The 13,601-nt window shown below is 57.1% G+C and carries 9 protein-coding genes; 7 read left to right on the top strand and 2 right to left on the bottom strand.

Annotated features, from left to right (window positions below; translation table 11 throughout):
* The first annotated feature begins 116 nt into the window (after positions 1 to 116).
* From polA to cydC, 6 genes are all read left to right on the top strand, one after another.
* Positions 117 to 2,903: a DNA polymerase I gene (polA, locus tag AC5TBW_RS15450; RefSeq protein WP_495509411.1), complete on the top strand. Its 2,787-nt coding sequence runs from the start codon at positions 117 to 119 to the stop codon at positions 2,901 to 2,903.
* 229 nt (positions 2,904 to 3,132) lie between these two features.
* On the top strand, positions 3,133 to 4,704 hold the full coding sequence (locus tag AC5TBW_RS15445) for a cytochrome ubiquinol oxidase subunit I (RefSeq protein ID WP_495509410.1): 1,572 nt from the start codon (positions 3,133 to 3,135) through the stop codon (positions 4,702 to 4,704).
* Positions 4,701 to 5,843, top strand: coding sequence for a cytochrome d ubiquinol oxidase subunit II (cydB, locus tag AC5TBW_RS15440; protein ID WP_495509409.1), 1,143 nt, complete (start codon positions 4,701 to 4,703; stop codon positions 5,841 to 5,843). Before AC5TBW_RS15445 ends, cydB begins: the two co-directional genes overlap by 4 nt.
* Positions 5,844 to 5,855: 12 nt before the next feature.
* Complete coding sequence (cydX, locus tag AC5TBW_RS15435; RefSeq protein WP_051052215.1) at positions 5,856 to 5,975, top strand: cytochrome bd-I oxidase subunit CydX; 120 nt, start codon at positions 5,856 to 5,858, stop codon at positions 5,973 to 5,975.
* Positions 5,959 to 7,671 (top strand): thiol reductant ABC exporter subunit CydD, encoded by a 1,713-nt coding sequence (cydD, locus tag AC5TBW_RS15430; RefSeq protein WP_495509408.1) that lies wholly within the window; start codon positions 5,959 to 5,961, stop codon positions 7,669 to 7,671. Before cydX ends, cydD begins: the two co-directional genes overlap by 17 nt.
* Positions 7,662 to 9,404, top strand: a complete 1,743-nt coding sequence (gene cydC, locus AC5TBW_RS15425) for a thiol reductant ABC exporter subunit CydC (RefSeq protein ID WP_495509407.1) — start codon at positions 7,662 to 7,664, stop codon at positions 9,402 to 9,404. The genes cydD and cydC overlap by 10 nt, the downstream gene beginning before the upstream one ends.
* Before the next feature lie 88 nt (positions 9,405 to 9,492).
* Here cydC and AC5TBW_RS15420 read toward each other — a convergent pair whose 3' ends face one another.
* Positions 9,493 to 10,518 carry a Fe(3+) ABC transporter substrate-binding protein gene (locus AC5TBW_RS15420; protein ID WP_495509406.1) on the bottom strand — a complete coding sequence of 342 codons (1,026 nt, stop codon included), beginning with the start codon at positions 10,516 to 10,518 and terminating at the stop codon, positions 9,493 to 9,495.
* Between the two features lie 216 nt (positions 10,519 to 10,734).
* Here AC5TBW_RS15420 and AC5TBW_RS15415 point away from each other — a divergent pair, with 216 nt between their 5' ends.
* On the top strand, positions 10,735 to 11,838 hold the full coding sequence (locus AC5TBW_RS15415) for an ABC transporter ATP-binding protein (protein ID WP_495509405.1): 1,104 nt from the start codon (positions 10,735 to 10,737) through the stop codon (positions 11,836 to 11,838).
* A 7-nt stretch (positions 11,839 to 11,845) separates the two neighbouring features.
* Here the strand turns inward: AC5TBW_RS15415 and AC5TBW_RS15410 are convergent, their stop codons facing one another.
* Positions 11,846 to 13,531, bottom strand: a complete 1,686-nt coding sequence (locus AC5TBW_RS15410; protein ID WP_495509404.1) for an ABC transporter permease — start codon at positions 13,529 to 13,531, stop codon at positions 11,846 to 11,848.
* Positions 13,532 to 13,601 lie beyond the last annotated feature (70 nt).

The following is a 13,601-nucleotide window of genomic DNA, read 5'->3' as shown; positions in this document are numbered from 1 at the left end:
TGTAGATTCAGGAGAGGGCGTTTGTCTCTGCAGGCGGCCTGTGCAACGCGTATCATGTGAGTCACTCTTATTGGTAATTCTTTTTAAGCAATCCTATTTAACAATGGAACTTGGTTATGGCTCGCGCACCGATCGTTCTCGTCGATGGCTCTTCCTACCTTTACCGTGCCTTTCATGCGCTTCCGCCGCTGACGACCTCTAATGGTCAGCCTACAGGCGCGGTGAAGGGCGTACTGAACATGCTCAAGCGGCTGATTAAAGATTATCCGGAAAGTCCCATGGCGGTGGTATTCGATGCGCCGGGCAAAACGTTCCGTGATGACATGTACAGCGATTACAAGGCACATCGCCCGCCGATGCCCGATGATCTGCGCAGCCAAATTGCGCCGCTGCACGCCTGTGTCAAAGCGCTGGGTTTACCGCTACTGTGTATTGAAGGCGTCGAGGCGGACGATGTGATTGGCACTCTGGCGCATCATGCTACCCAAGCTGGGCGCGACGCAGTGATCTCTACTGGCGATAAAGATATGGCGCAGCTGGTCAATGCCCATATCACGCTGGTGAACACCATGAAGGATGAAACCCTGGACGAGGCGGGCGTGGAAGAAAAATTCGGCCTACCGCCCGCGCTGATTATCGATTTTCTCGCCCTGATGGGGGACAAGGTCGATAACATTCCCGGCGTGCCCGGCGTGGGTGAAAAAACCGCCATTGGCCTGCTTCAAGGCATGGGCGGTGGGCTGGAGACCATTTATGGTGATTTAGAGCGAGTAAAAACGCTCACTTTTCGGGGCGCCAAAACCCTGCCCAAGAAGCTTGAAGAGCATCGCGATCAAGCGTTTCTCTCCTATCAGTTGGCCACCATCAAAGTCGATTGCGATCTGCCGGTGGGCCTGGATGATTTGGATATTGCCCATCCAGACCGCGAAGCGTTGGTTACCCTGTACAAAGAGATGGAGTTCCGTCAGTGGTTGGGCGAGTTGCTGGAAGGCAAAGACGAAGGCGTGGATGACGTTAAAGGCGGCGAGCCGGCGCCCGCCAGCGCTGATGAAGCGGGTAGCGAGTCCGAGGATAGCGGTTTCGGGCAAGCGTCTGTTCGTGAAGACCAGGTCATCCTAGAACAGGCAGACTTCGAGCGCTGGTTGAAGCGGCTACAAAACGCCGAGCGCTTCTGCTTCGATCTGGAAACCACCAGTCTTAATTACATGGATGCGGAAATTGTTGGCATTGGCTTGTCGCTGGAAGCGGGGGAGGCGGCTTATATCCCCCTTGCCCACGACTACCTGGATGCGCCTAAGCAGCTTGACCGCAAAACGGTGTTGGCGGCGCTAAAACCGCTGCTGGAAGACCCGACAAAAACCAAGGTTGGCCAAAACCTCAAGTACGATATTTCGGTTTTGGCCAATTACGCTATTTCCGTGGTTGGCCCTTTTGCCGACACCATGCTGGCGTCGTATGTGCTCAATTCTACCGCCACCCGGCATGATATGGATTCGCTAGCGCTCAAGTATTTGGGCGAAAAAACCATTTCATTTGAAGAGATTGCGGGTAAGGGGGCGAAGCAGCTGACCTTCAACCAAATTGCCCTGGAGCAGGCGGTACCTTACGCCTGTGAAGATGTCGACATCACCCTGCGGCTGCAGCAGGTGTTGCGTCCTCAGGTCGAAAGCGAAGGGCGCTTGGCGGAGGTGCTGGATCATATCGAGCTGCCGCTGATCAAAGTGCTCTCGCGGATTGAGCGCAACGGGGTCGCGGTAGATGCCGAGCTACTGCACAAACAGAGCCAGCAGCTAGAGCAGCGCATTGGCGAATTAGAGCGCGAGGCGTTTGAGCTGGCCGGGCGCGAATTTAACCTGGGTTCGCCCAAGCAGTTGGGGCAGATTCTGTTTGAAGAGCAGAAGATTCCTGTGCTCAAGAAAACGCCCAAGGGCGCGCCTTCTACCGCTGAAGGCGTATTGGAAGAATTGGCGCTGGATTACCCGCTGCCCAAGGTCATCATGCAGCACCGGGGGCTTGCCAAGCTGAAGTCCACCTACACCGATAAGCTGCCACGGTTGCTCAATAAGGCCACTGGCAGGGTGCATACCAGCTACCACCAAGCCGTTACGGCTACCGGGCGGTTGTCATCGTCTGATCCTAACTTGCAGAACATCCCCATCCGCACCGAAGAGGGGCGCAAAATTCGTCAGGCATTTATTGCCCGCCCCGGCTACCGCATTGTCGCCGCCGACTACTCGCAAATTGAGCTGCGCATCATGGCGCACTTATCTGAAGATAAAGGGCTGCTTGAGGCATTTGCCGAAGGGCGTGATATCCACACGGCCACGGCGGCGGAAGTGTTTGGTACCTCCCTTGATAAGGTCTCTGGCGATCAGCGTCGTAGTGCCAAAGCAATCAACTTCGGTTTGATTTATGGCATGAGTGCTTGGGGCCTGTCGCGTCAGCTGCGTATCGAACGTGGCCAAGCGCAGACCTATATTGACCGCTACTTTGACCGTTACCCAGGGGTTGCCCGCTACATGGAGCGCATCCGCTCCCAGGCAGCTGAGGATGGCTTTGTCGAAACCGTGCTGGGTCGGCGGCTCTACCTGCCGGAGATTCAGTCACAAAACCGTAACCGCCGCCAAGGCGCCGAGCGCACCGCGATTAACGCACCGATGCAGGGCACCGCTGCCGATATCATCAAGCAGGCGATGATTGATGTGGATGCATGGCTGGAAGAAGGCGAGTTCGATGCGCTGATGGTGATGCAGGTGCACGATGAACTGGTGTTTGAGGTCGCCGCAAAGCAGGTGGAGGCGTTTATTGAGCAGGTGCAAAAACGCATGCAGGGGGCTGCAGAGTTGAAAGTACCGCTGATTGTAGAAGCGGAAAGCGGCGCCAACTGGGACGAAGCCCACTAATGCTACTACCAATGCCGCCAGCCTCGTTCGTCTACGCCTAATAATGTGGAGTAGTGTGGATGGCATTTTGTCGCAACAGTGCAATGCTTCAGTAAGGAGTTGACCAAGATCAATTTTTTGGCTCGGGTGGAGGAATAGCCTATACACATCGCTTTACCTGGGTTAGCACCTATCTGTGGTTTCCCGGTGGAGCGAAAGGTGTGTTTACGCTATCCATCGGGAGCCACTCATGGACATTGTTGAATTATCCAGGTTGCAGTTCGCCTTTACGGCGATGGTGCATTTCCTGTTTGTACCCTTAACGCTAGGACTGTCGATACTGCTGGCGATCATGGAGTCAGTCTATGTGATGACCGGCAGAACCATTTATCGTCAGATGACCAAGTTCTGGGGCAAGCTATTTGGTATTAACTTTGCGCTGGGGGTCACCACCGGCATCGCCATGGAGTTTCAGTTCGGCACCAACTGGTCGTACTACTCTCACTATGTCGGCGATATTTTCGGCGCGCCCCTGGCGATAGAAGCCTTGATGGCGTTCTTCCTTGAGTCGACGCTGGTCGGGCTGTTCTTTTTCGGCTGGGATCGCCTGTCAAAACAGAAGCATCTGGCGGTCACCTGGCTGATGGCGCTGGCGACCAATATGTCGGCCCTATGGATTCTGGTCGCCAATGGCTGGATGCAGCATCCGGTAGGGTCGGAGCTCAATCTTGCCACCATGCGTATGGAGTTGGTCAGCTTTGCTGAAGTGCTGCTAAACCCCGTTGCCCAAGTCAAATTCGTGCATACCGTGTCGGCGGGCTACGTCACCGGCGCGGTTTTCGTGTTGGCGATTTCAAGCTGGTACCTGCTCAAGGGCCGCGAGGTTGCCTTTGCCCGGCGCAGCTTCGCGATTGCGTCTGCCTTCGGGTTGGCCAGCGCACTATCGGTCATTGTGCTGGGCGATGAGTCCGGCTATGAGCTGGGTGATGTGCAGAAGGTCAAGCTGGCGGCTATCGAAGCAGAGTGGCAAACCCATCCCGCACCGGCAGCCTTCACGCTGTTCGGACTACCCAACGAGGCGCAACAGCATACCGACTTCGCCGTTCGCATACCGGGCGTGATGGGCTTGATCGCCACGCGCTCGCTGGATACCGAAGTGATGGGCATTCGCGAGCTTAAGGAGGAACACCGCGAACGTATCATCAATGGCCAGGAAGCCTACGCTCTCATGCAGCGGCTACGCAGTGATGAAGGGAGCGAAGGGGACATGGTCCGGTTCGAGGAAGTGCGCCGCGATCTTGGCTACGGGCTACTGCTTAGCGCCTATAGCGACGATGTGGCCAATGCCTCCGCCGCCGAAATTGATCAAGCCGTTGAAGCGTCGATCCCCAAGGTTTGGCCGCTTTTCTGGTCTTTTCGGGCCATGGTAGCCGCAGGGTTTAGCATGCTGTTGCTGTTTGCGCTGGCCTTCTGGCATAGCGTACGTCGTCAGCCAGAGAAGTCCCGCTGGCTACTTCGCTTCGCACTGTTTAGCCTGCCGCTTCCCTGGATTGCCTGTGAGGCGGGCTGGTTCGTGGCCGAGTATGGACGCCAGCCCTGGGCCATCGGCGAGATCCTACCGGTACATCTGGCTATTTCCAGTCTGACGGCTGAACAGGTGCTCACCACCCTGATTGCCATTGGTGTCCTCTACACCACCTTCGTCATCATCGAAATGTGGTTGATGCAGCACTTTGCTCGCAAGGGGCCTTCCGGTAGCGGTTACCTGGAGGATGACGCCGACGCTGACTATCCAATCCCAACCCCCGCACGGGAGGCATGATGATGGACTACGAAACACTTAGGTTTGTCTGGTGGGTGCTGATCGGCGTGCTGTTGATCGGCTTCGCCGTCACCGATGGGTTTGATATGGGCGTTGCCACCTTGCTCAAAATAGTCGGGCGTGGCGATGAAGAGCGCCGGGTGATGATCAACTCCATGGCGCCTCACTGGGACGGCAATCAGGTCTGGCTGGTGACCGCCGGGGGAGCACTGTTTGCCGCCTGGCCACCGGTTTACGCCACGGCTTTCAACGGCTTCTATTTCGCCTTGATGCTAACGCTGTTTGCGCTATTCCTGCGGCCCTTGGCGTTCGATTACCGCTCCAAGTTGGACAATCCCACCTGGCGCAGCCGCTGGGACTGGGGGCTGACGATCGGTTCCGCCGTTCCCGCGCTGATCTTTGGTGTCGCCTTCGGCAATCTCTTGCAAGGCGTTCCCTTCCAGTTCGATGACTATCTGCGCTTGGAGTATCAGGGTGGCTTGCTGGGGCTATTGAACCCCTTTGCACTATTGGCCGGGCTTTTGAGTCTGTTGATGTTCGTCACCCACGGAGCGGCCTGGCTGCAGCTCAAAACCGAGGGCGAACTGCGCCGTCGTAGTGCCGCCATCGGCAGCCTGACAGCACTGGTGTGCGCGGCACTGTTCGTGCTGGGTGGGGTTTGGCTGCTATGGGGGATTGATGGCTACCAGGTAACCAGCGTGATCGATACCCAGGGCTACAACGATACCACCGGGAAAATCGTGGCGGTGAGTGCTGGCGGCTGGATGACCAACTACAACCGCTTCCCACTGTTGTGGCTACTGCCCGTACTGGGCGTAGTAGGGTTTGTGCTCTGTGCGCTGACCATGAAACTGGGACGCCATGCGCTGGCATTTACCAGCTCAGCGGTGGCTATGGCCATGGTGGTGGTCACCACGGGTGTGACGATGTTCCCCTTCGTGATGCCATCGTCGCTCAACCCTAACCATAGCCTGACCATGTGGGATGCCACAGCGAGTGAGCTAACGCTCAAGATCATGTTTGTGGTGGTGTGCATCTTCGTGCCGTTGATACTGCTCTATACCGCCTGGAGTTATTGGGTCATGCGCGGTCGTCTGAATGAGCAGTTCATTCGTGATAACGACAAAGCGCTTTACTGAGGAGGGGATCGTATGTGGTATTTCGCCTGGATTTTGGGTGTCACGCTGGCGGCCACCGTCAGCATTCTTAACGCCATGTGGCTTGAAGTGAATGGCTATGAAGGCGAATCCGAGCATGAGCGGAGCGACTGAAGCCAATGATGCGAGGCAGTTGCTAAACCGCTGCCTCGCCGCTCAACGCTGGCGGTTGCGTGGCGCCGCGCTGTTGGCGATGATCGGCGTGGTGCTGCTGATTGCCCAGTGTTGGCTGCTGGCCAAACTTTTCCACCATTGGTTGCTGTTTTGGCAGGATGGGGCGTCTCAGGCTCCCTCGCCGGTTTTGCTAGCAGGACTGGCCATTTGTATGGTGCTACGCCCTTTCCTACACGCTGGCCGTGAGCGGCTGTCTCGGCAGGCCAGCCTGCGTGCCCGAGATTCGCTACGCAGCCAGTTACTCGAGCAGCTTGGACGGTTGGGGCCGATTAGGCGCCAATTTGGCAGTGATGGTGCCTTGGCCACCCAAGTGCTGGAGCAGGTAGACGCCCTGGATGGCTACATTAGCCGCTATTGGGTACAACGTCTGCTCGCGGTGCTAGTGCCTTGCCTGATAGCCGCGGTGGTAGCGCTACATAGTCCGTTGGCGGCTGGATTGATGCTAATGACCGCGCCTTTAGTGCCGCTGTTCATGATTCTTGTCGGGCGTGCTGCTGCGGGGGCTAGTCAACAGCAGTTCACGGCGTTAGCGCGTATGGGAGGCCGTTTCCTTGATCTGGTTCGGGGGATGGCCACGCTGCAACGCATGGGCGCAACGGACCAGGCAGAGACCCAGGTAGCCCAGGCGAGTGATGCTTACCGTGGGCGTACCATGCGGGTGCTAAGGCTTGCCTTTCTATCCAGCGCGGTATTGGAGTTTTTTGCCGCGCTGGCGATTGCCTTGGTGGCGCTTTATCTCGGCTTAGGGCTGCTTGGCCTTTTGCCCTGGGCAAAAGCAGAGGTGCCGGTACCCTACCAGGGGGCGCTGTTTATTTTACTGCTGGCGCCAGAGTTCTATGCGCCGCTTCGCCAATTGGGTACCGACTATCATGCCCGGGCAGAGGCCGTGGGCGCCATACAGGCGTTAGCGCCGCTGCTCAAAGCCGACACTTGGCAGCCCCAAGGGGCATCGCTATCTCCGGCCACCGTCAGCGTCGAGTCGTTCGCGTTAGAGTACCGAGCGCTGAGTGTCATGGGTGAGGGTGGTCGTTTGCGGCTAGCGCCGCTTAACCTGACGCTGGCAGCAGGCGAGCGACTGTTGGTGCAAGGGGAAAGCGGCGCTGGCAAGTCGAGCTTTTTGCAGGCAATGCTGGGGTTTATTGCCTATCAGGGCAGTCTGAAGGCAAAGGGATGCGAACTGAGTGAGTGGCCCCGAGACGCTTGGCAACGCCAGCTTGGCTACCTGAGTCAGCAACCGCCGATTCAGTCCGGCAGCATTGCAGAGAACTTGCGCTTGGCGGCCCCGGATAAAACGGACGAAGAGCTCATTGAGGTTCTGACCCTGGTCGGCCTGTGGTCGATTCTGCTTCGTGGCAATGGGCTTGCCACGTCGTTGGGCGAGCGCGGACAGGGTCTCTCCGGTGGCCAGCTACAACGTTTGGGGTTGGCGCAGTTGCTGCTTCGCGATGCGGCGCTATGGCTATTCGATGAGCCCACGGCCCATCTTGATCCGGAGGCCGCTTGGCAGCTCAATGCACTGATCGGCAAGCTTAGCCGTGGGCGTAGCCTGATCATCGTCAGTCACGAGTCGGCGGGGCTAGAGTGGGTCGATCGGCAAATTGAGCTGTTATCGAAAGAGGCCATCGCATGCTGCTAAACAAGACACCCTCTGCAGAACAACCTCCCACTGTGCGGCTGCGTGATTTGCTGTTGCTTCGTCGCGGCGGGTGGGCACTGGCGTTCTTGCTAGGCGCCGCCACGCTGCTAGCTGTCATTGGTTTGCTGGCTATCTCGGGTTGGTTTATTACCGCAGCCGCGGTTGCTGGCACGGTGACGGCGACCGCCTTCGGGTTCGACTATTTTCGCCCCGCAGCGCTGATTCGTCTGTGTGCCATTGTACGCACCGCCGGGCGCTACGGTGAGCGCTTGGCCTCCCATGATGCCGCGCTAGGCTTGCTGAAGGATCTGCGCTGCCAATTGTTCATGGCATTGGGTAAAAAACCGTTATTGCAGACCGCTTCCAGTCCTTCTCATCACGGTACGGCTAACGCTATGCATCGCCTTGTGACCGATATAGACCAGCTTGATCAGGTGGTCCTTCGGGCACTGCTGCCCTGGGGCTGGGCCGGGCTAATGGTAGTGGTGGTTATGGCAGGGCTCTACTGGCTGAGTGGCACGCTGATGTGGGCTGCTTTGCCGGGAGTGCTGTTAGCTTGGCTAGGGTTGCCGTTATTGGCGTTATGGCGTGGTATCGATCAGGCACGTCAGGGGGCCGACCTTGCTGAGCGTCGTCGGGTGGCGCTGATTGAGCCCTTGGCCGCCATTACCTCATTAGTGCTGTGGGGGCGATGGCAAGAGATGGCCCAGCGAGTGAAAAAACGGGACGCAGACTACCTGGCCCATCAGGAGCGCCAGCAACTCCTTGCGAGCCTGACCACCGCGTTACAGCAGGTGGCGCTGGGAGGTGCCATCGTTTGTGTGCTGTGGCAGGCAGAAGCGCTGTTAGCGGCCAGCCATTTGACGGTGCCAATGCTGTTAGCCGCCATCTTGGCGATCCTGGCATTAGGGGAAATGTTGGCACCACTGACGCATAGTTTTCTTGCCTTGGGCGCGAGCCTTGCCGCACGGAATCGTCTCAATACCTTGGTGGAAGGGGCACCGAGGGTGCAAACCGCCATTGAGGAGGCTGAAGCCACACCGCTCACCTGGCATCTGAATGTCAGCCAATTAACCGCGCGCCTGCCCGGTGCACTGGTGGGGCCGCGGCGTATCAGCCTGGCGTTGAACAGCGGGGAAATACTCTGTTTGCATGGCCCCTCGGGGTGTGGCAAATCGACTTTGTTGCAGGTATTAGCCGGTGAGTTGCTGCCGCTGTCCGGGCAGTGTTGGCTTAACGGCCATCCCATTGAGCAGTGGTCAATGCACAACGCAGTCGGCTATCTGCCCCAACAGTGGGATTTGTTTGATATGAGTTTGGCGGAAAACCTGCGCCTGGGTGATCGTTATGCCAGTGAGAGTGAGCTATGGAGCGTTCTTGATGATTTGGCTCTGAGCGCTTGGGCTCAAGGGTTGCCTCAAGGCCTCAAGACGCCTTTGGGCGAGTATGGCGCTGCCGTTTCCGGTGGGCAGGCGCGACGTATTGCATTAGCGCGCGTGCTGCTGTCACGGCGGCCCATTCTGCTGCTTGACGAGCCGTTAGCCGGGTTGGACGCGGTAACACGGCGCCATGTCGTCACCAGCCTTGTGCGCCGGGCGCAACAGGGCATTCTGGTTATTGCTAGCCACGTGCCATTAGAGCTGCCTGAAAATCGGGTGCATACCCTCTATCTGCAGGAAGATGGTCGACCCCGAAGCTTTCCGCCAGTGCCAGCATGTTTAGACGCGCTATAACGCAAAACACCCGCAGCTGCGGGTGTTTCTAACTTCTGCTGAAGGATTTTAGCCTAGCGAGATTCTTACTCTCGTGTGGGCAGGGGGCTTAACGCCAGCCGACGCGATCAAAAATACGGATCGCTTCAGGGTTATTCTCACCCAGCACGCTGATGTTCACGTCATCCGTTTTGAATTTGCCCCAGGATTCCAGCACAGGGTCTTTCTTGATGCCTTCAACGACCGGGAACTCGTTGTTACCGGAGGCGAAAATTTCCTGAGCAGTGTCTGAGGCGAGGTATTCAAGGAAACGTACGGCGTTGTCGCGGTTAGGCGCGCCTTCTACTACACCGGCGCCGCCAACGTTAACGTGGGTGCCGCGGTCATCCTGATTGGGAAAAATAATACCCACTTTGCGAGCCGCTTCACGCTCAGCGTCGTCGTCGGATTTTAGCAGGCGAACATAGTAGTAGTGGTTAGCCACTGCGATGTCGCACTCGCCGCTGGCAACGCCGAGAATTTGGTCGGTGTCACCGCCTTCGGGGTCGCGCGCCATGTTATTGACCACGCCCTGGGCCCACTCTTCAGCACCTTCTGCTCCGTGGTGCTCAATCATTGCGGCCAGCAGTGACTGGTTATAAATATTGTTGGAAGAACGGATGCACACCTTGCCTTCAAACTGTGGGTCGGCAAGGTCTTCGTAGCTTGCGATCTGGCTTGGGTCGAAGTTGTCGCGGTTATAGAAAATAACGCGGGCGCGTTGGCTAAAGCCAAACCACAGGCCGTCAGGGTGGCGCATGGATTCAGGCAGGCGCTCGTTAAGCACGTCCGACTCGACGCTTTGGAAAATGCCTTCATCTTCCGCGCGCCATAGACGGCCAGCATCGACGGTTAGCATGATGTCGGCGGGGCTAGCCACGCCTTCACGCTGAATACGCTCAATTAGCTGATCGGAGTCGCCTTCAAGAATATTAACTTCAATACCGGTCTCTTCGGTGAACGCATCATAAAGACGCTCGTCAGAGTCGTAATGGCGCGCAGAATAGAGATTGAGTTCATCTGCGGCGGCCTGGCCGGCAAAAGTAGCGCTCACCATCATCGCTGCCATTGGAGCAACAAAGCGTACGGTTTTCATCAAGCTCATCCTTATTTATTGAATGATAATAAGTTGCATTATTAACATTGTTATTGAAGCGTTTCAGCTCCCTAACGTCAAGGCTTTGCTGCTACTTAAGAGGTGTCACGTGCATAACGCGCCAATAGAAAATAGAATGCAAATAACTTTCAAATGTACTGAATCCGCGTTTAGACGTTTTCAAACGCAATTTGCTCACCTGAACAGTGGTGATTTATGACAGCAACCCTCAAGGTCGCCTCGGCGGCGTCTAATGCCACGGCCCTGACGATGCACAATGTGCGGCATGCTTACGACGGCCATTTAGTTGTCAAAGGTGTCGATTTAAGCGTTGCCCCTGGTGAAGTGGTTTGCTTGTTGGGCCCCTCTGGGTGTGGCAAAACCACGCTATTGCGTATCGCTGCGGGGCTGGAAGTACTGCAAGAGGGCAGCGTAGCGCTGGAAGATGTATATATTGCCGCGCCAGGCCAGCGCCACGTCCCCCCGGAAAAGCGCAATGTGGGGTTAGCATTTCAAGACTCGGCGCTGTTCCCCCACCTTACCGTGCTGGAAAACGTCACCTTTGGTCTTAAACACTTGGCCTCAGGTGAGCGCCGTGAGCGTGCTAAACAGCTGCTGGAGCAGTTGGGTATGGCAGCGTATATCGATGTCTATCCACATATGCTGTCAGGAGGCCAGCAGCAGCGGGTGGCCTTAGCGCGTGCGCTGGCACCATCCCCGCGCTTAATGCTGTTGGATGAACCGTTTTCAAGCCTGGATGCGCGGCTGCGCGACCGTATCCGCGACGATACTCTGCACGTGTTAAAAAAGGTCGGGGCAGCGACGCTGTTAGTCACCCACGACCCTGAGGAAGCCATGTTCATGGCGGATCGCATCGCGCTGATGCGGGACGGGCGGATCGTGCAGACCGGCACGCCACGTGAGCTTTACTGCGCGCCACAGGATCCTTTTGTAGTGACTTTTTTTGGCGATGTAAATGAGCTGCAGGGCAAGGTACATAACGGCATGGTGAGTACGCCAGTGGGTCGAGTGCCTGCTGTAGGGCTTGCTGAGGGCAGCGATGCTCAGATAATGATCCGTCCTGAGGCGCTACGTATTGTCGAGCGTGATCTGCCTGCGGATGAGCACCGCCATAGCCATGTGGTCATGGCGAAGCTGCTGGGGCGCACCAGCCTTCTACACCTGTGTGCCCATGGTGAAAACGGCCTGGAAGCCCACCTGCACGCCCGTGTACCAGGGGTATTTCTACCCGCAGAAGGTCAGCCGGTGGATATTCATCTGGATCTGTCTCAGGTATTTGTTTTTCCGCTCTCTATCTAGCGTTTCGTCAGGGGGTAGCGCCGGGGCGCGAACGGCGCATGGCCATGCTGAGTAGAATAACCGGCAAGATACCCACCACCACAATCGCCAGCGACGATGTGGAAGCCTCGGCCAGTCGCTCGTCGGAGGCCAAGTTATGCGCCCGCACTGCTAACGTATCGAAGTTGAAGGGGCGCAGAATAATCGTCGCGGGCAACTCCTTCATGACATCAACGAAGACTAAAATCCCTGCCGCTAACAAGCTGCTACGCATCATCGGCGTATGTATATGGCGCAGGGTGCCGCCTGCCGTTTGACCAAGGGTGCGCGAGGCGGCATCCATGCTGGGCGTCACCCTGCCGAGACTGGCTTCAACCGCATTGAACGAGACAGCCAAAAAGCGCACGACATAGGCGTATAGCAAGATAAATGCCGAACCGCTGAACACCAGTCCAATGATGTAGCCATAGTGACTGTGTAACCAGGTGTTGAGTGCATTATCCAGCCAGGTGAACGGAATCAGAATGCCCACCGCGACCACCGAACCAGGAATCGCGTACCCCATCGAAGCGACCCGGGAAGCCACCCGCGCAAATGCCGTATCGTGCATGCGCACTCCATAGCTCAGTACGACTGCCAGTCCGACGGCGATCAGCGCAGCGACGGTTGCCAATCCAAGGCTGTTCCAGGCGTAGCCAATAAAGCGAGAGCCCCACAGTGAATCGCCCCCTTGGAGCGCTAAATTAAGCAGGATACCGCTAGGCAGTAAAAAGCCCACCAGCACCGGCACTAAGCAAGCTAGCGTTGCTGCAGCGGCGCGCCAGCCGTGCAGAACATATTCGGGCAACTGCTGGTAACGATTAGTGGTATGAAAGTAGCGGCGTTTGCCTCGTGACCAACGCTCCAGTAGCACTAAGACAATCACGAAAGTTAGTAGGCAGGCTGCCAACTGCGCCGCTGCAACCTGTTCACCCATGCCAAACCAGGTACGGTAAATGCCGGTAGTAAAAGTATCGACGCCGAAGAACTGAACGGCGCCAAACTCATTAAGTGTTTCCATTAAGACAAGCGATACTCCGCCCACCAGCGCCGGCCGCGCGAGTGGTACGGCAACGCTGGCGAACAATTTCCAGGGTCCGCGCCCTAGCGTTCGCCCTACATCCAGTACGCATACCGATTGTTCCAGAAATGAGGCACGAGCTAACAGGTAGACGTAGGGGTAGAGCACCAGCGTAATGACCGTGGCCGCACCGCCCAGCGAGCGCACATTAGGAAAATAGTAATCACCATACTCCCACCCAAATGTTTCGCGCAGCAGGCTCTGCAGTGGTCCAGCAAACTGGAGGAAGTCTGTATAGGCATAGGCGATAACGTAAGTAGGCACCGCCAGAGGAAGCAGCAGCCCCCACTCGAAAAGCCGTTTACCGGGAAAGCGGCACATGACGACCAGCCATGCCGTTCCGGTGCCTATGATGAGCGTACCGAGCCCAACGGTCACGACGAGCCAGAAAGTGTTGTTTAAGTAGCGGCCAAGTACCGTGCTGGCTAAGTGCTGCCAAACACCATCGGTAGGCATCACGATATGGGCAAACACCACCAGTACAGGCAGCGCTACGATAAACGCCACTGCGACCAGGGCAATCGACCAGGGGCTAGCGCGACGGCTAAGCGAAGAGGAGAAGGCGAATAGCCCGCGATAGCCGGATCTGAACAAACGAACACTCCTTGCAACAGCGTAAAGTGGCGCAGCGCACTTAATGCGAAATAGTGACGGGCGTGAATAG

It is taken from the genome of Vreelandella sp. ssv (assembly GCF_059448525.1).
Note: the sequence above shows the minus strand (reverse complement) of the source record. Positions and strands in the feature narration are given on the sequence as shown.